The following is a 19,762-nucleotide window of genomic DNA, read 5'->3' on the forward strand; positions in this document are numbered from 1 at the left end:
GATGGTGGTGGGGGAAGGATTCGAACCTTCGAAGTCGATGACGGCAGATTTACAGTCTGCTCCCTTTGGCCGCTCGGGAACCCCACCAGGGGTAATTCAAATTTTGAGGTCGTGCTGAGAGATGGTGGTGGGGGAAGGATTCGAACCTTCGAAGTCGATGACGGCAGATTTACAGTCTGCTCCCTTTGGCCGCTCGGGAACCCCACCACGGGGTAATGCTTTTTTACTGGCCTGCTTCCTGCTGGAAGCGGGGCGCATCATATCAAATGAGACGCCCCTGTAAAGCATTCCTTTAGGGAAATGAAGTCGTTTGCCTGCTTTTTATCCGTAAAGGCGCAAAGCTAATCAATTCATTTTCCGAAAGATTAAAGAATGATGGTCCTGTTGCCGTACACGAAGACCCGCTGCGCCAGCACCTGATACAGCGCACGACTCAACACATTCTTCTCAACGTCACGACCCGCACGCATCATGTCCTCAGCAGTGTAAGTGTGATCCACATGAATGACGTCCTGCATGATGATTGGACCTTCATCCAGGTTGTCATTCACGTAGTGCGCGGTCGCACCGATGATTTTCACGCCGCGCTCGTACGCCTGGTGGTAAGGACGCGCACCAATAAAGGCCGGCAGGAACGAGTGGTGAATGTTGATGATCTTGTTCGGGAAACGCGCTACGAAGGATGGCGTTAACACGCGCATGTATTTCGCCAGCACCACGTAGTCTGGGTTATGCGCTTCAATGGCCTGCGCCATCAGATCGTCGTGTTCTTCACGGGTATGGCCTTCGTGGCTCACCAGCTCGAACGGAATATCAAAACGCTCGACCAGCGTGCGCAGCGTCTCATGGTTGCCAATAACGGCAGCAATTTCAACGTCCAGACCGCCGTAGTTGGCTTTCATCAGCAGGTCGCCCAGACAATGTGCTTCTTTGGTCACCAGGATCACGATGCGGCGTCGACCCGCTGGGGTCAGTTCGCGCACGGAACCTTCCGGAAGCGCGCTGTCCAGATCGGCAAGCAGGGTGGTGTCGTTGAAAATACCTTCCAGCTCGGTACGCATAAAGAAGCGACCGGTACGGTGGTCAACGAACTCGTTGTTCTGCACGATATTCAGTTCATGCTTGTAGCAAATGTTGGTAATTCGTGCGATCAGTCCTTTTTGATCGGGACAGATGGTGCGCAGAACTTTACGTTGTAATGATTGCATCGCCGGGAAATCCTGTTTGTATTTGCGAAGTCTGGGTTGTCAGGCATTACTGCCCGCAACACTTTTTAAATTTTTTACCTGAACCACACGGGCAGGGATCGTTACGACCAAACTGTGGGCGCGTTCCGTCAATATAATACCATTGCCCGCTTTCCTTTAAGAACCGGGAACGCTCGATAATGGCACCCGGTTTATTATTCTCGCTAAAACGGGCAACAAAGCTGACGTAACCTTCGTCAACATGACTGCCTGTTGCGGATTCATAGACGGTAAGGCCGAGCCACTGCGTGTTCGCGAACCCGGCTTCGATGTCCTGTTTGAAATCGGCTGCGCGGCAGGATGGATGCCAGGTTTTAATCAGGTAGTCTGCGTCCTTGATCACAAAAGCAGTGTACCGTGAACGCATGAGGTGTGACGGGTCTGGTGCAACCTGATCGCCAGACAGATATCGCTGGCAACATAGGCTATACTCCAGAGCGCTACCACAGGGGCAGAGTTGAGACACGATTCTCTTCCTGGAACAAAAAATAAAGGCGTTAAACGCTTCGGGTAGCACTATGTTAACTGAGCTGTTGCGTTGACGCTATGTCAGGAATCCAGGGGAAGTAAAACAGGGCTAATGAGAAAGGTTAAAATTGGACTGGCGCTGGGCTCAGGTGCAGCCCGGGGGTGGTCACACATCGGCGTAATTAATGCCTTGAACAAGATGGGCATTGACATTGATATAGTCGCAGGGTGTTCAATAGGATCGCTTGTCGGCTCCGCTTACGCGTGCGGGAAGCTTCCGGAACTCGAGACGTGGGTGCGCTCCTTCAGCTACTGGGACGTGCTGCGTCTGATGGACCTCTCCTGGCAGCGTGGTGGGCTGCTGCGCGGCGAGCGCGTGTTTAACCAGTTCCGCCAGGTTATGCCTCTCGAAGACTTCACCGATTGTCAGATGCCTTTCGGCGCCGTCGCGACGAACCTCAGTACAGGACGCGAGCTCTGGCTCACCGAAGGGGATATCCATCTTGCCGTGCGTGCCTCCTGCAGTATGCCGGGGCTCATGGCGCCTGTCCCACACAACGGTTACTGGCTTGTGGACGGTGGCGTCGTTAACCCGGTTCCCATCTCTCTGACGCGCGCAATGGGGGCGGATATCGTGATTGCCGTCGACCTGCAGCACGACGCCCACCTGATGCAGCAGGATCTCATGCCGGTCAATCTCCAGAGCGAAGATGTTGAGGGCGAGAAACTGGCCTGGCATGAACGCCTGCGCGGAAGAATCGGGCGTATGGCCGCACGTCGCTCGGTTACCGCACCGACGGCGATAGAAATCATGACCACGTCAATTCAGGTACTCGAGAACCGCCTTAAACGTAACCGTATGGCAGGCGATCCTCCGGATATTCTTATTCAGCCGTACTGTCCGCAAATCTCTACCCTTGATTTCCATCGGGCTGAGGCCGCCATCGCAGCGGGCTCGTTAGCCGTCGAAAAGAAAATGGACGAATTGTTGCCTTTTGTGCAGACCGCACGTTAAGCACCTTTTTTTGACTACTTCAGCAAAATCCGACAGGCGATAGTGCCGATCGCATGCCACTATTTAGTTACTGTCAGCCAGGGGAGGAACCATGACGCAGCCATTGGCCGGAAAACACATTTTGATTGTTGAAGACGAGCCCGTTTTCCGATCGCTACTGGATTCGTGGTTATCCTCGCTGGGCGCAATGACGTCACTGGCTGAAGATGGCATCGACGCCCTGGAAAAAATGATTAGCATTACGCCCGATTTGATGATTTGCGACATTGCGATGCCGCGCATGAATGGACTGAAGCTGGTTGAGCATCTGCGTAACGAAGGCAATCAGACGCCGATTCTGGTGATCTCTGCCACCGAGAACATGGCGGATATCGCCAAAGCATTACGTCTTGGGGTACAGGATATTCTGCTCAAACCAGTCAAGGATTTGCATAGATTGCGGGAAACGGTCTTAGCGTGCCTTTATCCGAATATGTTTAATTCCCGGGTAGAGGAAGAGGAGCGTCTTTTCCAGGACTGGGACGCGCTGGTGAGTAATCCGCCTGCCGCGGCGAAACTGTTGCAAGAACTCCAGCCGCCCGTCCAGCAAACTATTTCACACTGCCGTGTAAATTATCGCCAGCTGGTGGCCGCTGATCAGCCAGGACTGGTGCTGGATATTGCACCACTGTCAGATTCCGACCTTGCGTTTTATTCTCTGGATGTCACCCGGGCGGGGGATAACGGTGTATTAGCCGCGTTACTTCTTCGTGCGCTATTTAATGGCTTGTTGCAGGAACAGTTATCCCATCAGGGGCAACGGTTGCCGGAGTTAGGCAGTTTACTCAAACAGGTAAACCAGCTTTTTCGTCAGGCCAATTTGCCAGGACAGTTCCCGCTGCTGGTCGGCTATTACCACAGCGGTTTAAAGAACCTGATCCTCGTTTCAGCCGGTCTCAATGCATCACTGAATACCGGTGAACACCATATTCAGGTAAGTAACGGTGTGCCGCTTGGGACATTGGGAACGGCGTATCTTAATCAAATTAGCCACCGCTGTTCCTCCTGGCAGTGCCAAATTTGGGGCGCCGGGGGACGGCTACGCTTAATGTTGTCCACGGAATAAGCAATTGGATCGTAATTTTAAGATTGCTTTACCTGTGTTTTGCGGGGAGTGCTACTATCGCTGCCCGGTTTCATGCGTATTTATCCTAATTGATCGGCAACGCGTTCTTTTCAGACCCGGACTGCGGGGCGAGGCTGATATACTCAACGCGTTATTTATTGCATAAAAGTTCAAAACTTGAACAGCTCAGGAGAATTTGAATGGCTGCCCTAAATTCGAAAGTCAGAAAGGCCGTTATCCCGGTAGCGGGATTGGGGACCAGGATGTTACCAGCAACTAAGGCGATTCCTAAAGAGATGTTGCCTCTGGTTGATAAGCCATTAATCCAGTATGTCGTTAATGAATGCATTGCAGCCGGCATCACTGAAATTGTGCTGGTTACGCATTCATCTAAAAACTCTATCGAAAACCATTTCGATACAAGCTTTGAACTTGAAGCCATGCTGGAAAAGCGTGTTAAGCGTCAGCTGTTAGAAGAAGTTCAGTCTATTTGCCCTCCACACGTCACCATTATGCAGGTTCGTCAGGGGCTGGCTAAAGGTCTGGGTCACGCTGTTATGTGCGCGCATCCTGTTGTGGGTGATGAGCCTGTAGCGGTAATTCTGCCTGACGTTATTCTGGACGAATACGAATCCGATCTTTCTCAGGATAACCTGGCTGAAATGATCAAACGTTTCGACGAAACCGGCAGCAGCCAGATTATGGTTGAGCCTGTTGAAGACGTAACGGCATACGGTGTGGTTGACTGCAAAGGCGTTAACCTTGAGCCGGGTGAAAGTGTGCCAATGGTTGGCGTCGTAGAGAAGCCTAAAGCCGATATAGCCCCTTCAAACCTTGCTGTTGTAGGTCGCTATGTCCTGAGTGCTGAAATCTGGCCTCTGCTGGCTAAAACGCCTCCAGGAGCGGGTGATGAGATCCAGCTGACGGATGCCATCGATATGCTGATCGAGAAAGAGACCGTTGAGGCCTACCATATGAAAGGTAAGAGCCATGACTGCGGTAATAAGCTCGGTTATATGCAGGCGTTTGTTGAATATGGTATCCGCCACAATACCCTTGGCGAAGAATTTAAAACCTGGCTCAAAGAGAGCGTAGGTATTAAGAAATAAGCCACGGTTGTAAATGTTCGAAACCGGTGAGGCGCTGCCCACCGGTTTTTTTATGCCTGTACCACTCCCGAAAACCTGTCTGAAAGTACAGTCGATAAAGTTGTTAAATAATGCTTTATGACAGAGTGTAAGAGGATGTTTGGGACAAATTTAGGTTAAAAAAAATCCCGCAATATGCGGGATTTCTCTGAATGTGCCGTGATTAATCCTTGATCAGGAAGTCATCCAGCTGTTTACCTTGCTCATCCATGGCTTTCTTGATAACAGCAGGAGTACGACCCTGGCCAGTCCAGGTTTTAGTTTCGCCGTTCTCGTCAACGTAGCTATATTTAGCAGGACGAGCAGCACGCTTGGCTTTGGTACCGGTTTTAGCCGCAGCCATGCTGTTCAGCAATTCATTTGGATCGATACCATCAGCAATCAGCATTTCACGATATTGCTGCAGTTTACGAGTACGCTCTTCGATTTCAGCAGCAGCAGCGCTTTCTTCTTCGCGACGTTCATTAACTACAACTTCTAATTTTTCCAGCATTTCTTCAAGCGTTTCGAGGGTGCATTCTCTTGCCTGCGCACGAAGAGTACGGATGTTGTTCAGAATTTTAAGTGCTTCGCTCATTGTAGTAATCTCAAACTTATAATGGGGGGGTGGTTTGTTGACCTAATAATAGAGCCATAAATTCATATGTGCAATAGCCAGGAATGTAAGGAATTCAAAAAATACTAAATCGTCTCACTATTATTAATTACGCTAACTTAAATTTCATCACCCGACAGTCTCGCTTGTTATCACATCAACCTGCTTTGTCCGGTTGATTGCCTCTTTTTTTTGTGACATTTACCGCAGGAATTATAGTTGCGGCGGATAAATATCAGCCTTTTGTATTAGTTCCCTCCCGTGATGTTAAGGCTGAAATAGTTAATAAATGGTGAATTTTAATGAACGGTGATTCCACTATAAAAACAAGTGTTATGTTGGGCTTAACATATAACATATTGGCCTGGCTGCATGCGTTTACTTCATGTTTTAACGGATTATTTTCGAAAACAGAAGGTTCTGAACGCCGCGCTGAACTACATCCTCTGTGCGCTGTATCGCTGATGACCTGACAAAATATGGTACAATGACTCATCGGGAATATTACACATTGATTAGGGTTTTACGGCCAATGGCACAACTGTATTTCTACTATTCGGCGATGAATGCCGGTAAATCCACCGCGCTGCTGCAATCCTCGTACAATTACCAGGAGCGCGGGATGCGTACCGTTGTTTATACGGCTGAGATTGACGATCGCTTTGGCGCAGGGAAGGTGAGCTCCAGAATAGGACTCTCGTCACCTGCCAGGCTGTTTAACCCGAAAACCGATCTGTTTGAGGACATTCGCACGGAACATGCTGAGCGGCCTATTCACTGTGTCCTGGTCGATGAGAGCCAGTTTCTGACGCGTGAACAGGTTCACGCACTTTCCGAGGTGGTTGATGAGCTTGATATCCCCGTGCTGTGCTATGGGCTGCGTACGGATTTCCGCGGCGAGCTCTTTGCCGGGAGTCAGTATTTGCTCGCCTGGTCGGATAAACTCGTCGAATTAAAAACGATCTGCTTCTGCGGTCGCAAAGCCAGTATGGTGCTTCGTCTCGACCAGGCAGGAAAACCTTATGCAGATGGTGAGCAGGTGGTTATAGGCGGTAATGAACGCTATGTATCGGTCTGTCGTAAGCATTATAAAGAAGCGCTGTCTGTAGGCTCGCTGACGGCGATTCAGCACGACAACAGAAAATAACGTCAGCTTTGTTATTCAGACATAAAAAAACCCGCCATAAAGGCGGGTTTTTCATTTGCTGTCAATTAAGCGCTTTTCTTCGCTTTCTTGTCAGCTTTGATGACCGGAACTTCTGTTTTCACAGCGGCAACGTCACCTTCTTTGAACTCACGACCGTAGAAAGTATCCAGCAGAATCTGTTTCAGCTCGGAGATCAGTGGGTAGCGCGGGTTGGCACCTGTACACTGGTCATCGAATGCATCTTCAGACAGCTTATCTACATGAGCGAGGAAGTCAGCTTCCTGTACGCCCGCTTCACGGATAGATTTAGGAATACCCAGCTCAGCTTTCAGACTTTCCAGCCATGCCAGCAGTTTCTCAATCTTCGCAGCAGTACGGTCGCCCGGTGCGCTCAGACCAAGGTGGTCTGCGATTTCAGCATAACGACGACGTGCTTGCGGACGGTCGTACTGGCTGAAAGCAGTCTGCTTGGTTGGGTTGTCATTAGCGTTATAACGAATAACGTTGCTGATCAACAGGGCGTTCGCCAGACCGTGAGGAATGTGGAACTGTGAACCCAGCTTGTGCGCCATAGAGTGGCAAACACCCAGGAAGGCGTTCGCAAACGCGATACCGGCGATGGTTGCTGCACTGTGAACGCGTTCACGTGCTACCGGGTTTTTAGACCCTTCGTTATAGGACGCTGGCAGGTTTTCCTTCAGCAGTTTCAGAGCCTGCAGAGCCTGACCGTCAGAGAACTCAGACGCCAGTACAGAAACGTAAGCTTCCAGGGCGTGAGTTACCGCATCCAGACCACCGAACGCACACAGTGACTTCGGCATATCCATGACCAGGTTCGCATCGACGATAGCCATGTCTGGGGTCAGGGCATAGTCAGCCAGTGGGTATTTCTGACCTGTCGCATCGTCCGTTACTACCGCGAATGGCGTGACTTCTGAACCGGTACCGGAAGTGGTGGTGACCGCGATCATCTTCGCTTTTACGCCCATTTTCGGGAACTTGTAGATACGTTTACGGATGTCCATAAAGCGCAGCGCCAGTTCTTCGAAGTGGGTTTCAGGATGTTCGTACATGACCCACATGATTTTCGCGGCGTCCATTGGGGAACCACCACCCAGTGCGATAATCACATCTGGTTTGAAGGAGTTAGCCAGCTCAGCACCTTTACGCACAACGCTCAGGGTAGGGTCAGCTTCAACTTCAAAGAACACTTCAGTTTCAACGCCAGCCGCTTTCAGCACAGAGGTGATCTGGTCAGCGTAGCCGTTGTTAAACAGGAAACGGTCAGTCACGATGAGCGCACGTTTGTGGCCATCAGTAATCACTTCATCCAGCGCGATTGGCAGTGAGCCACGGCGGAAGTAGATAGATTTCGGAAGTTTGTGCCACAACATGTTTTCAGCTCGCTTAGCAACGGTTTTCTTGTTGATCAGGTGTTTTGGACCAACGTTTTCAGAGATGGAGTTACCACCCCAGGAACCACAACCCAGAGTCAGGGAAGGTGCGAGTTTGAAGTTGTACAGGTCACCGATACCACCCTGAGAAGCAGGGGTGTTAATCAGAATACGGGCAGTTTTCATCATCTGACCGAAGTGAGCAACACGCTCTGGCTGGTTATCCTGGTCAGTGTACAGACAAGAGGTGTGACCGATACCACCCATGGCAACCAGTTTCTCGGCTTTTTCTACCGCGTCTTCGAAATCTTTCGCACGGTACATTGCAAGCGTTGGAGACAGTTTTTCATGTGCAAACGGCTCGCTTTCGTCGACAACTTTTACTTCACCGATCAGGATTTTAGTTGTTGCCGGAACGGTAAAGCCTGCGAGTTCAGCAATCTTGTACGCTGGCTGACCCACGATAGCGGCGTTCAGCGCGCCATTTTTCAGGATGATGTCCTGAACTGCTTTCAACTCTTTGCCCTGCAGCAGGTAGCCGCCGTGGCTGGCGAAACGTTCGCGAACGGCGTCGTACACGGAGTCAACAACAACAACAGACTGTTCAGATGCACAGATCACACCGTTATCGAAGGTTTTAGACATCAGTACAGACGCAACGGCACGTTTGATGTCAGCGGTTTCGTCGATAACAACAGGGGTGTTACCGGCGCCCACACCGATGGCTGGTTTACCGGAGCTGTATGCCGCTTTAACCATGCCAGGACCACCGGTCGCCAGGATCAGGTTAATGTCCGGGTGATGCATCAGGGCGTTAGAGAGCTCAACGGAAGGTTGGTCGATCCAGCCGATCAGATCTTTTGGTGCGCCAGCAGCGATCGCCGCCTGCAGGACAATATCCGCAGCTTTGTTGGTCGCGTCTTTCGCACGTGGGTGTGGAGAGAAAATGATTGCGTTACGGGTCTTCAGGCTAATCAGCGATTTGAAGATAGCGGTAGACGTTGGGTTAGTGGTCGGAACAATACCGCAGATGATGCCGATAGGTTCAGCGATGGTGATAGTACCGAAGGTGTCGTCTTCGGACAGCACGCCACAGGTTTTCTCATCTTTATAGGCGTTATAGATATACTCGGAAGCGAAGTGGTTTTTAATCACTTTATCTTCCACGATACCCATGCCGGATTCGGCAACGGCCATTTTAGCGAGAGGGATTCGAGCATCTGCAGCAGCCAGTGCGGCCGCGCGGAAGATTTTATCAACCTGTTCTTGGGTGAAATTGGCATATTCACGCTGGGCTTTTTTAACGCGCTCGACGAGGGCGTTCAGTTCAGCGATATTAGTAACAGCCATAATGCTCTCCTGATAATGTTTAAACTCTTTTAGTAAACCAGCGCTCGATACGTCACACAGTATAGACAGAGCCGATACGACTTGCGTAACACAAAGTAAAACAAAGAGTTACTTTCTGCGTCAGCACACTAATTTACTAAAAGAGCCTTACCTTGGCATCATCCCTTTTGTCAGGTGACCTCCCTGGGGGTGTAACCAAGATTACTCACTTCTGAGTACGGAAATCATGATCTGTGTCAATTTTCCCCCAAGCTGATACCTTTCAGCAGGGTTATTTCGTGCTGATTTTTCCAGTGTTAAATAATTACGTAAGTATTGGAAGTGGCGCTATCATTGATTATACATATGTTTAACATCCTGAAATGATAACGTTTTGGCACAGATTTCGAGTGAAGTATGCTAATAAAAAGGGTATCTTCAGCGCGATTTCTCATGACGAATTGTCAGTCCAGGGCATGTGTATAAGCGGAGCAAAACGTGATCCAAACGCTCTTTGATTTTCCAACGTACTTTAAATTTTTTATTGGTTTGTTTGCCCTGGTCAACCCGGTGGGGATCATTCCTGTCTTCATTAGTATGACGAGTTACCAGACGGCGGCGGCCAGGAACAAGACCAACCTGACCGCTAACCTGTCAGTGGCGATCATATTGCTCACTTCTCTTTTTCTGGGTGACGCCATTCTCCAGCTCTTCGGGATTTCGATCGACTCTTTCCGCATTGCGGGTGGGATCCTGGTGGTGACCATCGCCATGTCCATGATCAGCGGTAAGCTGGGCGAGGATAAGCAGAATAAACAAGAGAAGTCAGAAACCGCTATCCGCGAAAGCATTGGCGTAGTGCCGTTGGCCTTACCGCTGATGGCCGGTCCTGGTGCCATCAGTTCAACCATTGTCTGGGGGACGCGCTATCATAGCCTGATGCACCTGATTGGTTTTTCAGTGGCGATTGCCATTTTCGCGCTCTGCTGTTGGGGCGTGTTCCGCATGGCACCCTGGCTGGTGCGCTTGCTGGGTCAGACGGGCATTAACGTCATAACGCGTATCATGGGCCTGCTGCTGATGGCGTTAGGGATTGAATTTATCGTTACAGGTATTAAAAGCATTTTCCCCGGTTTGCTGCACTGATATTGCATATGAAAGAACGGAGCCACGGCTCCGTTTTTTTACGTCATTATCAGTAAATCCTATAACTAAAGTTGAAATGCTCACATATCATAATAAATTCTACTAATAATGTTCATTGCTTGTATTTCAACAAGTTATTAATTCCACTCAAACCCGCCTGCGCAGAAAATCTTCGATCGCTCTGTTATTTTACTCACATGATACTCTGGGGCTTGCTGAGAGATAACCGAAATGATATTAGTAATTTCAACATTCCCCTAGATGAATGTGCTAAATAATAACCAGTTGTTAAATTTTTGTACAAAGTCACTCGATGATAGCGCAGCGACGCGCTTGTAGAGAAAAATTTCTCTATCTTGTTGAATATCAAGTTTTTTAATTGATGTTCGATGTCCGGCAGGGCTGCCCTCAACGATGCGGTACTCACCGTAAAAGAGAATTGCTTAACAAATTTGCAAAATGTATTGGCGCACGTTTACGCCATTTGATACTTTCCGGCCTAATATTTTGCAGCATAAAACAAACAGATGAGAATTATTTTCATATGGTTCTCTTCTCAGATATCCAACGCAGGTCTCAAACAGGGTGGCCTGTAAAGAATCGACGCAAGACGGCCATACGAGCGGTCAGTAATAAAAAAGTCGGTGATAGCAAGCAGTAAAAGAAGAACCTGACAGCAGCAAAAAAAAACTCCTGCGCTGTACAGGCCCCAACAGGGGATTACACAGCTGGCGAAGGCCAGTCATTATAATGAGTGGAGTACCAACACAATGTCCATCATCACAAAAAAAAATCTGGTAGCGGCGGGGATTTTAACTGCGCTAATCGCGGGCAACGCTGCAATGGCTGCGGACGTTCCTGCAGGTGTTCAACTGGCTGAGAAGCAAACGCTGGTGCGTAACAACGGTGCGGAAGTTCAGTCTCTTGACCCGCACAAAATTGAAGGTGTTCCTGAGTCTAATGTTAACCGCGACCTGTTCGAAGGCCTGCTGGTGACAGACGTAGACGGCCATCCGGCGCCGGGTGTAGCCGAAAAATGGGAAAACAAAGATTTCAAAGTCTGGACCTTCCATCTGCGTAAAGATGCGAAATGGTCCGACGGTACACCGGTCACGGCCGAAGATTTCGTTTATAGCTGGCAGCGTCTGGCGAACCCAACAACCGCCTCTCCGTATGCGAGCTACCTGCAATATGGCCACATCGCCAATATTGATGACATCATCGCGGGTAAAAAACCTGTTACCGACCTGGGCGTAAAAGCGATTGATGCGAATACCTTTGAAGTGACGTTGAGCGAACCTGTTCCGTACTTCTATAAGCTGCTGGTTCACCCGTCCGTTTCCCCGGTACCAAAATCCGCCGTGGAAAAATTTGGTGAAAAATGGACGCAGCCTGCCAATATCGTGACCAACGGTGCCTATAAGCTGAAAGACTGGGTGGTCAACGAGCGTATGGTGCTTGAGCGTAACCCGCAATACTGGGACAACGCGAAAACCGTCATTAATCAGGTTACCTACCTGCCAATTTCGTCCGAAGTGACTGACGTTAACCGCTACCGCAGCGGTGAAATCGACATGACCTATAACAACATGCCGATTGAACTGTTCCAGAAACTGAAAAAAGAGATCCCTAAAGAAGTTCACGTCGACCCGTACCTGTGCACCTACTACTATGAAATCAATAACCAGAAAGCACCGTTCACCGACGTACGTGTACGTACCGCGCTGAAGCTGGCTCTGGATCGCGATATCATCGTAAACAAAGTGAAAAACCAGGGCGATCTGCCGGCATACAGCTATACCCCTCCATACACCGATGGTGCAAAACTGACCGAGCCAGACTGGTTCAAACAGACGCAGGAACAGCGTAACGCAGAAGCGAAGAAACTGCTGGCCGAAGCGGGCTATACCGCAGATAAGCCGCTGACCTTCAGCCTGTTGTACAACACCTCCGATCTGCACAAAAAACTGGCTATCGCCGTCGCTTCGATCTGGAAGAAAAACCTGGGCGCGAACGTGAAGCTGGAGAACCAGGAGTGGAAAACCTTCCTCGACAGCCGTCATCAGGGCACCTTTGATGTGGCACGTGCTGGCTGGTGTGCGGACTATAACGAACCGACCTCCTTCCTGAATACCATGCTGAGCGACAGCTCGAACAACACCGCGCACTATAAGAGCCCGGCGTTCGACAAGCTGATTGGCGACACGCTGAAAACCACTGACGAAGCACAGCGTACGGAACTGTACTCTAAGGCCGAGCAGCAGCTGGATAAAGATTCCGCGATCGTTCCGGTTTACTACTACGTTAACGCCCGTCTGGTGAAACCATGGGTAGGTGGGTATACCGGTAAAGACCCGATGGATAATATCTACGTTAAAAACTTGTATATTATCAAGCATTAATGGCAATGAGTGGGGCGGGCGTGCTCGCCCCACGGTGTCTAACCAACGTCACATAATATAGGCACACGCCAGAAGGTACGGGCAATGTTGAAATTTATCCTACGTCGCTGTCTTGAAGCGATTCCAACGCTATTTATTCTCATCACGATTTCCTTCTTCATGATGCGCCTTGCGCCGGGAAGTCCATTTACCGGTGAGCGTACGCTGCCGCCAGAAGTCATGGCGAATATCGAAGCGAAATACCACTTAAACGATCCTATCTCCACCCAGTACTTCAATTATCTGAAGCAGCTGGCTCACGGTGATTTTGGACCGTCATTTAAATATAAAGACTATTCCGTTAACGACCTTGTGGCGTCCAGCTTCCCGGTTTCGGCTAAGTTGGGGGCTGCGGCATTCATTCTGGCCATCGTTTTCGGGGTCACCGCAGGCGTTATCGCCGCGCTCAGACAAAATACCAAATGGGATTATGCCGTAATGGGGGTGGCAATGACCGGGGTAGTGATACCCAGCTTCGTTGTTGCGCCATTACTGGTGATGATATTTGCCATCACGCTGAAGTGGCTGCCGGGTGGCGGCTGGAACGGCGGGGCATTGAAGTTCATGATTTTGCCAATGGTGGCATTATCTCTGGCGTACATTGCCAGTATCGCGCGTATTACCCGTGGTTCAATGATCGAAGTGCTGCACTCAAACTTCATTCGCACCGCGCGCGCTAAAGGGCTGCCGATGCGTCGGATTATCTTCCGCCACGCGCTCAAACCGGCGCTGTTGCCCGTGCTCTCCTACATGGGACCGGCATTTGTCGGGATCATTACCGGCTCTATGGTTATCGAAACAATCTATGGTCTGCCGGGCATTGGTCAGCTGTTCGTAAACGGTGCGCTCAACCGCGATTATTCGCTGGTACTGAGCCTGACCATTCTCGTCGGTGCGCTGACCATTCTCTTTAACGCTATCGTCGATGTGCTGTACGCCGTCATCGACCCGAAAATCCGTTACTAACTGGAGCACGCCATGATGTTGAGTAAGAAAAACAGCGAGGCGCTGGAAAACTTCAGTGAAAAACTGGAAGTAGAAGGTCGTAGCCTCTGGCAGGACGCGCGCCGTCGCTTTATGCACAACCGAGCGGCGGTTGCCAGTCTGGTTGTTCTGGTAATCATCGCGCTGTTTGTGACCCTGGCGCCGATGCTGTCGCAATTTACCTATTTCGACACCGACTGGGGCATGATGTCCAGCGCGCCGGATATGGAATCAGGCCACTATTTTGGCACGGACTCCTCAGGACGCGATCTGCTGGTGCGTGTCGCTATCGGTGGCCGTATCTCACTGATGGTCGGTATTGCTGCCGCGCTGGTGGCGGTGATCGTGGGTACGCTCTACGGCTCACTGTCCGGCTACCTTGGCGGCAAAATAGACTCGGTAATGATGCGTCTGCTGGAAATCCTGAACTCCTTCCCGTTTATGTTCTTCGTCATCCTGCTGGTGACCTTCTTCGGTCAGAATATTTTGCTGATCTTCGTGGCCATCGGGATGGTTTCCTGGCTGGATATGGCGCGTATTGTCCGCGGCCAGACCCTGAGCCTCAAACGCAAAGAGTTTATCGAAGCCGCGCAGGTCGGCGGTGTCTCTACCGGGAATATCGTGGTTCGCCATATCGTTCCTAACGTGCTGGGCGTGGTGGTGGTCTATGCCTCACTGCTGGTGCCAAGCATGATCCTGTTTGAATCTTTCCTGAGCTTCCTCGGTCTGGGTACGCAAGAGCCGCTCAGCAGCTGGGGCGCGCTGCTGAGTGACGGTGCAAACTCAATGGAAGTGTCTCCGTGGCTGCTGTTATACCCGGCGGGTTTCCTGGTCGTTACCCTGTTTTGTTTTAACTTTATCGGCGATGGCCTGCGTGATGCCCTCGACCCGAAAGACCGTTAAGGAGCGCCGTCATGACAATCATTGAAACGGCAACCGCGCCACAGGCGCAGCAGCGGAGCGACCTTCTGCTGGACGTAAAAGATCTTCGCGTCACCTTTAAGACCCCGGACGGTGATGTGACCGCCGTGAACGATCTCAACTTCAACCTGCGAGCGGGCGAAACGCTCGGCATCGTGGGTGAATCCGGATCCGGGAAATCCCAGACCGCCTTTGCGCTAATGGGCCTGCTGGCCGCTAACGGTGTGATTGGCGGTTCCGCGAAATTCAACGGTCGCGAAATCCTCAACCTGCCGGAGCACGAGCTGAACAAGCTGCGCGCCGAGCAGATCTCGATGATTTTCCAGGATCCGATGACCTCGCTGAACCCGTACATGCGCGTCGGCGAGCAGCTGATGGAAGTCCTGATGCTGCACAAAGGCCTGGGTAAAGCGGAAGCCTTCGAAGAGTCGGTCAAAATGCTCGATGCGGTGAAAATGCCGGAGGCGCGCAAGCGCATGCGCATGTTCCCGCACGAGTTCTCTGGCGGTATGCGTCAGCGCGTGATGATTGCGATGGCGCTGCTGTGTCGGCCAAAACTGCTGATTGCCGACGAACCGACCACAGCGCTGGACGTTACCGTTCAGGCACAAATCATGACCCTGCTGAACGAGCTGAAGCGTGAGTTCAACACGGCGATTATCATGATCACCCACGACCTGGGCGTGGTGGCGGGCATCTGTGACAAAGTGCTGGTGATGTATGCCGGTCGTACCATGGAATACGGCAAAGCGCGTGACGTGTTCTATCAGCCTGCTCATCCTTACTCGATTGGCCTGCTGAACGCAGTACCGCGTCTTGATGCGGAAGGGGAATCCCTGCTCACCATTCCGGGCAACCCGCCAAACCTGCTGCGCCTGCCGAAAGGCTGTCCGTTCCAGCCGCGCTGTCCGCACGCGATGGAAATCTGCAACAGCGCACCGCCGCTGGAAGAGTTTGCACCAGGCCGTCTGCGCGCCTGCTTTAAGCCGCAGGAGGAGCTGGTATGAACGCATTAGATGAAAAACGCAATGTGCTGCTCGAGATTGCTGACCTTAAGGTGCATTTCGACATCAAAGACGGCAAACAGTGGTTCTGGCAGCCGTCGAAGACCCTGAAAGCGGTGGACGGCGTCACGCTGCGCCTGTATGAAGGGGAAACCCTGGGCGTGGTGGGCGAGTCCGGCTGCGGTAAATCGACCTTTGCGCGCGCCATTATCGGTCTGGTGAAAGCCACCGACGGTAAAGTGGCCTGGCTGGGTAAAGACCTGCTGGGCATGAAGCCCGACGAGTGGCGCGAGGTGCGCAGCGATATCCAGATGATTTTCCAGGATCCGCTGGCGTCACTTAATCCGCGTATGACCATCGGTGAGATTATTGCCGAGCCGCTGCGGACTTATCATCCGAAGATGTCCCGTCAGGAAGTGCGCGATCGCGTTAAGGCGATGATGCTGAAAGTCGGGCTGTTGCCTAACCTCATCAACCGCTATCCGCACGAGTTCTCAGGCGGTCAGTGTCAGCGTATTGGTATTGCGCGCGCCCTGATCCTCGAACCGAAGCTGATTATCTGTGATGAGCCGGTTTCCGCGCTGGACGTGTCCATTCAGGCGCAGGTGGTTAACCTGCTGCAGAAGCTGCAGCGCGAAATGGGGCTGTCGCTGATCTTCATCGCGCATGACCTGGCCGTGGTGAAACACATCTCTGACCGCGTGCTGGTGATGTATCTGGGGCACGCCGTGGAGCTGGGCACCTATGACGAGGTGTACCACAATCCGCTGCACCCGTACACCAGAGCGTTGATGTCGGCAGTGCCGATCCCCGATCCCGATCTGGAAAAGAATAAGACCATCCAGCTGCTGGAAGGGGAATTGCCTTCACCGATTAACCCGCCGTCGGGCTGCGTCTTCCGCACGCGCTGCCCAATGGCCGGGCCGGAATGTGCGAAAACGCGACCGGTTCTCGAAGGCAGTTTCCGACATGCGGTTTCCTGCCTGAAAGTAGACCCGTTATAATCGCAAGGGCTGACATGATGTCAGCCCTTATTTTTTGCGAGGTTACTGTGTCGCGTTTATTCACGTCAGCCCGTCGGCGGCTTTATCATGTTTTATTCGATCCTGAAACGGTATCCGGACGACGATTCGAAGGTCTTTGTGGGTTATTTGCGCTCCTCAGCGTGGTGGTCATTTTTATTGAATCGGGTGCCGGGACGCAATACCACCTGACGTTTGACGAATGGCATATCTTTGTCTGGCTTGAGCTGGCGATAACCCTGGTTTTTACCGCCGAATATCTGCTCAGAGTGATTGCCTGGCCCAACCCGGCCCGATATGTTTTCAGCTTCTGGGGATTTATTGATTTAGCCACTATTCTGCCTCTCTACGTGATGTGGCTGTGGCCGGAAATCAGCCTGAGCTATGTTTTTGCCTGGCGGGCGATGCGCGTGATTCGGGTATTACGTATTCTGAAATTACTGCGTTTTATGCCGTCATTACGCGTGTTCTGGAGTGCGATCGTCAGCGCACGGCATCAGCTTATTTTGTTCTACTCGTTTATTGCCATCGTCATGATTGTTTTTGGCGCGCTGATGTATTTAATAGAAGGGCCCAAATATGGCTTTACGACGCTCAATGCGTCCGTTTATTGGGCGATAGTAACCGTGACGACCGTGGGGTACGGTGATATCACGCCCCATACGCCGCTGGGCCGCATTGTGGCCTCAGTGCTGATTTTGATTGGCTATTCGGTCATTGCTATTCCGACCGGGCTTATTACCACGCACATGAGCAGCGCATTTCAGAGCCGCAAGCAGCAGCGCAAATGTCCGGCATGTCACCAGGGTGACCATGACCTTAACGCGCGGTTTTGTCACCGCTGCGGAAGTGCGTTGCCGGAGTAAATAAAAAAGGCTGCAATCGCAGCCTTTTTTATTATTCGCGCCAGAGGATATGGCACAGCTTGTGGTCTTTCTCTCGACAGAGCAGGACGCGGGCGAAAATATCGTTAATTTCGCCACCGTCTTCATCGGCCAGCCCGATGACAACTTCGGCAAAGAAGTCAGGATTCAGATCGAAATCCACATGTTCAGCCCAGTCTTCTGAAGGGTCGAACAGTTCGGCACCGCCGCGCTCTTCGAACTGCAGATTAAAGAGGATCACGTCTGCGGGATCGAGGTTATCAACCGCCAGTTCGAGAAAAATGTCATAGGCCTGCTCGAGCGTTTCGTCTTCGGTCAGGCGATTGTTCAGATCCATTTCCATGATGACTACCTGTTTAACATCGTTGGGCACGTTTTACAGCAACGGACTAAAGAAGTAAAACAGTCGTTCGGCAATTCTCTGCCACAGCGGACGTTTTACCCACAGTCTGGCATCCAGCAGCCGCGAGCGGGAGATATAATCATCCTGTACCGCGGCGAGATCGCCACCAAAGCCGGCATCATCAATAACCAGCGTGATTTCAAAGTTGAGCCACAGGCTGCGCATATCTAGGTTGACCGTTCCCACCAGGCTTAACTCACCGTCGACAAGCACGCTTTTGGTGTGGAGCAATCCGCCTTCGAACTGGTAGATCTTCACCCCTGCAGCCAGCAGTTCGCTAAAGAATGCCCGGCTGGCCCAGCCCACCAGAAGAGAGTCATTTTTGCGCGGCAATATAATGCTCACATCGACGCCGCGCTGCGCCGCGGTACAGATCGCGTGCAGGAGATCATCGCTGGGAACAAAGTAGGGCGTCGTCATGATCAGGTATTCACGCGCCGAGTACGTTGCCGTCAGCAGCGCCTGATGAATCAAATCCTCCGGGAAGCCCGGCCCGGAAGCAATGGTATGAATGGTGTGACCGCTGGCCTCTTCAAACGGCATAATATTGCCGTCCGGCGGTGGCGGCAGAATGCGTTTGCCGGTTTCTATCTCCCAGTCGCAGGAGTAAACGATCCCCATCGAGGTGGCAATCGGCCCCTCCATTCGCGCCATCAAATCCACCCACTGGCCTACGCCCGAGTCCTGCTTGAAGAAGCGCGGATCAACCATGTTCATGCTGCCGGTGTAGGCAATATAGTTATCGATCATGATCATCTTACGATGCTGGCGGAGATCCATCCGGCGCAGAAACACGCGCAGGAGATTGACCTTCAGCGCCTCGACCACCTCGATCCCAGCATTACGCATCATGCCCGCCCAGGGGCTACGGAAAAATGCCACGCTGCCTGCGGAGTCAAGCATCAGACGGCAGTGAATACCGCGTCGCGCCGCGGCCATCAGCGATTCAGCGACCTGGTCAGCCATCCCGCCGGGCTGCCAGATATAAAAAACCATCTCGATATTATGACGCGCCAGCTGGATATCGCGAATTAATGCCTGCATGACGTCGTCGGACGAGGTCAGCAGCTGGAGCTGATTGCCCTTAACGCCACCAATCCCCTGACGGCGCTCGCACAGCTTAAACAGTGACGAGGCGACGCTGCTGTTCTCCTCGGCAAAGATATGTTTGCAGGCTTTAAGGTCGTTAAGCCACTTTGCGGTGGAGGGCCACATGGCACGGGCCCGCTCTGCGCGGCGTTTACCCAGATGAAGCTCACCGAAAGAGAGATAGGCAATAATTCCCACCAGCGGGAGGATGTAGATTATCAGAAGCCAGGCCATGGCAGAGGGAACGGCTCTGCGCTTCATCAGGATGCGTAATGTCACACCTGCGATTAACAGCCAGTATCCCAAAATGACCAGCCAACTCACCACGGTGTAGAAGGTTGTCATAGGTAAAAAAATCCTTTTGAAAGCGTATTGTTATGAGTGTACGCATCAGGATTCATCTGGCAAATAAAAACGCCA

Annotated in this window: 17 protein-coding genes and 2 tRNA genes; 11 read left to right on the forward strand and 8 right to left on the reverse strand. The window is 51.6% G+C overall.

Annotated features, from left to right (window positions below):
* Window positions 1–2: 2 nt before the first annotated feature.
* From BM007_RS00005 to BM007_RS00020, 4 genes are all read right to left on the reverse strand, one after another.
* Window positions 3–87, reverse strand: a tRNA-Tyr gene (locus BM007_RS00005).
* Window positions 88–122: 35 nt separating this feature from the next.
* A tRNA-Tyr gene (locus BM007_RS00010) sits at window positions 123–207 on the reverse strand.
* 158 nt (window positions 208–365) lie between these two features.
* Entirely contained in the window at window positions 366–1,208 is an 843-nt protein-coding gene (gene purU / locus BM007_RS00015; RefSeq protein WP_023312104.1) for a formyltetrahydrofolate deformylase, read from the reverse strand.
* 46 nt (window positions 1,209–1,254) lie between these two features.
* Window positions 1,255–1,713: a YchJ family protein gene (locus tag BM007_RS00020; RefSeq protein WP_024907090.1), complete on the reverse strand. Its 459-nt coding sequence runs from the start codon at window positions 1,711–1,713 to the stop codon at window positions 1,255–1,257.
* 114 nt (window positions 1,714–1,827) lie between these two features.
* Here BM007_RS00020 and rssA point away from each other — a divergent pair, with 114 nt between their 5' ends.
* The 3 genes from rssA to galU all read left to right on the forward strand — a co-directional run bounded on the left by rssA (window position 1,828) and on the right by galU (window position 4,944).
* Window positions 1,828–2,730, forward strand: coding sequence for a patatin-like phospholipase RssA (gene rssA, locus BM007_RS00025; RefSeq protein WP_032647607.1), 903 nt, complete (start codon window positions 1,828–1,830; stop codon window positions 2,728–2,730).
* A 91-nt stretch (window positions 2,731–2,821) separates the two neighbouring features.
* Window positions 2,822–3,835: a two-component system response regulator RssB gene (rssB, locus tag BM007_RS00030; protein ID WP_032647605.1), complete on the forward strand. Its 1,014-nt coding sequence runs from the start codon at window positions 2,822–2,824 to the stop codon at window positions 3,833–3,835.
* 200 nt (window positions 3,836–4,035) lie between these two features.
* A complete protein-coding gene (gene galU / locus BM007_RS00035; RefSeq protein WP_090416679.1) occupies window positions 4,036–4,944 on the forward strand; it encodes a UTP--glucose-1-phosphate uridylyltransferase GalU in 909 nt (302 codons plus the stop codon).
* A 202-nt stretch (window positions 4,945–5,146) separates the two neighbouring features.
* Here galU and hns read toward each other — a convergent pair whose 3' ends face one another.
* Window positions 5,147–5,560: a histone-like nucleoid-structuring protein H-NS gene (hns, locus tag BM007_RS00040; RefSeq protein ID WP_008502781.1), complete on the reverse strand. Its 414-nt coding sequence runs from the start codon at window positions 5,558–5,560 to the stop codon at window positions 5,147–5,149.
* Window positions 5,561–6,110: 550 nt separating this feature from the next.
* Between hns and tdk the strand changes: the two genes are divergently transcribed.
* On the forward strand, window positions 6,111–6,725 hold the full coding sequence (gene tdk / locus BM007_RS00045; RefSeq protein WP_024907093.1) for a thymidine kinase: 615 nt from the start codon (window positions 6,111–6,113) through the stop codon (window positions 6,723–6,725).
* 65 nt (window positions 6,726–6,790) lie between these two features.
* On the opposite strand, the gene adhE is transcribed toward tdk, so the two are convergent.
* On the reverse strand, window positions 6,791–9,469 hold the full coding sequence (adhE, locus tag BM007_RS00050) for a bifunctional acetaldehyde-CoA/alcohol dehydrogenase (RefSeq protein WP_032647603.1): 2,679 nt from the start codon (window positions 9,467–9,469) through the stop codon (window positions 6,791–6,793).
* 477 nt (window positions 9,470–9,946) lie between these two features.
* On the opposite strand from adhE, the gene BM007_RS00055 reads away from it, so the two are divergent.
* From BM007_RS00055 to BM007_RS00085, 7 genes are all read left to right on the forward strand, one after another.
* Window positions 9,947–10,594: a YchE family NAAT transporter gene (locus BM007_RS00055; RefSeq protein ID WP_021240330.1), complete on the forward strand. Its 648-nt coding sequence runs from the start codon at window positions 9,947–9,949 to the stop codon at window positions 10,592–10,594.
* Between the two features lie 770 nt (window positions 10,595–11,364).
* A complete protein-coding gene (gene oppA, locus BM007_RS00060; RefSeq protein ID WP_024907095.1) occupies window positions 11,365–12,996 on the forward strand; it encodes an oligopeptide ABC transporter substrate-binding protein OppA in 1,632 nt (543 codons plus the stop codon).
* A gap of 84 nt (window positions 12,997–13,080) precedes the next feature.
* Window positions 13,081–14,001, forward strand: a complete 921-nt coding sequence (oppB, locus tag BM007_RS00065; protein WP_008502786.1) for an oligopeptide ABC transporter permease OppB — start codon at window positions 13,081–13,083, stop codon at window positions 13,999–14,001.
* Between the two features lie 12 nt (window positions 14,002–14,013).
* Window positions 14,014–14,922 carry an oligopeptide ABC transporter permease OppC gene (gene oppC, locus BM007_RS00070; RefSeq protein WP_023312096.1) on the forward strand — a complete coding sequence of 303 codons (909 nt, stop codon included), beginning with the start codon at window positions 14,014–14,016 and terminating at the stop codon, window positions 14,920–14,922.
* An 11-nt stretch (window positions 14,923–14,933) separates the two neighbouring features.
* Window positions 14,934–15,947, forward strand: a complete 1,014-nt coding sequence (locus tag BM007_RS00075; protein ID WP_045404931.1) for an ABC transporter ATP-binding protein — start codon at window positions 14,934–14,936, stop codon at window positions 15,945–15,947.
* Window positions 15,944–16,948, forward strand: a complete 1,005-nt coding sequence (gene oppF / locus BM007_RS00080; protein ID WP_024907098.1) for a murein tripeptide/oligopeptide ABC transporter ATP-binding protein OppF — start codon at window positions 15,944–15,946, stop codon at window positions 16,946–16,948. The genes BM007_RS00075 and oppF overlap by 4 nt, the downstream gene beginning before the upstream one ends.
* A gap of 14 nt (window positions 16,949–16,962) precedes the next feature.
* A complete protein-coding gene (locus tag BM007_RS00085) occupies window positions 16,963–17,832 on the forward strand; it encodes an ion transporter (protein ID WP_073961526.1) in 870 nt (289 codons plus the stop codon).
* Window positions 17,833–17,863: 31 nt separating this feature from the next.
* On the opposite strand, the gene BM007_RS00090 is transcribed toward BM007_RS00085, so the two are convergent.
* Window positions 17,864–18,193 (reverse strand): HI1450 family dsDNA-mimic protein, encoded by a 330-nt coding sequence (locus BM007_RS00090; protein ID WP_006810881.1) that lies wholly within the window; start codon window positions 18,191–18,193, stop codon window positions 17,864–17,866.
* Window positions 18,194–18,226: 33 nt separating this feature from the next.
* Window positions 18,227–19,687 (reverse strand): cardiolipin synthase, encoded by a 1,461-nt coding sequence (cls, locus tag BM007_RS00095; RefSeq protein WP_008502791.1) that lies wholly within the window; start codon window positions 19,685–19,687, stop codon window positions 18,227–18,229.
* Window positions 19,688–19,762 lie beyond the last annotated feature (75 nt).

The organism is Enterobacter sp. NFIX59 (assembly GCF_900113755.1).
Taxonomy (GTDB): Bacteria; Pseudomonadota; Gammaproteobacteria; order Enterobacterales; family Enterobacteriaceae; genus Enterobacter; species Enterobacter pseudoroggenkampii.

Coding starts and splice junctions, on each gene's coding strand:
- oppF (WP_024907098.1), top strand. CDS start 15,944: ATGAACGCATTAGATGAAAAACGCAATGTGCTGCTCGAGATTGCTGAC.
- cls (WP_008502791.1), bottom strand. CDS start 19,687: ATGACAACCTTCTACACCGTGGTGAGTTGGCTGGTCATTTTGGGATAC.
- BM007_RS00075 (WP_045404931.1), top strand. CDS start 14,934: ATGACAATCATTGAAACGGCAACCGCGCCACAGGCGCAGCAGCGGAGC.
- oppC (WP_023312096.1), top strand. CDS start 14,014: ATGATGTTGAGTAAGAAAAACAGCGAGGCGCTGGAAAACTTCAGTGAA.
- rssA (WP_032647607.1), top strand. CDS start 1,828: ATGAGAAAGGTTAAAATTGGACTGGCGCTGGGCTCAGGTGCAGCCCGG.
- hns (WP_008502781.1), bottom strand. CDS start 5,560: ATGAGCGAAGCACTTAAAATTCTGAACAACATCCGTACTCTTCGTGCG.
- galU (WP_090416679.1), top strand. CDS start 4,036: ATGGCTGCCCTAAATTCGAAAGTCAGAAAGGCCGTTATCCCGGTAGCG.
- oppA (WP_024907095.1), top strand. CDS start 11,365: ATGTCCATCATCACAAAAAAAAATCTGGTAGCGGCGGGGATTTTAACT.
- tdk (WP_024907093.1), top strand. CDS start 6,111: ATGGCACAACTGTATTTCTACTATTCGGCGATGAATGCCGGTAAATCC.
- rssB (WP_032647605.1), top strand. CDS start 2,822: ATGACGCAGCCATTGGCCGGAAAACACATTTTGATTGTTGAAGACGAG.
- BM007_RS00085 (WP_073961526.1), top strand. CDS start 16,963: ATGATGTCAGCCCTTATTTTTTGCGAGGTTACTGTGTCGCGTTTATTC.
- BM007_RS00090 (WP_006810881.1), bottom strand. CDS start 18,193: ATGGAAATGGATCTGAACAATCGCCTGACCGAAGACGAAACGCTCGAG.
- purU (WP_023312104.1), bottom strand. CDS start 1,208: ATGCAATCATTACAACGTAAAGTTCTGCGCACCATCTGTCCCGATCAA.
- oppB (WP_008502786.1), top strand. CDS start 13,081: ATGTTGAAATTTATCCTACGTCGCTGTCTTGAAGCGATTCCAACGCTA.
- adhE (WP_032647603.1), bottom strand. CDS start 9,469: ATGGCTGTTACTAATATCGCTGAACTGAACGCCCTCGTCGAGCGCGTT.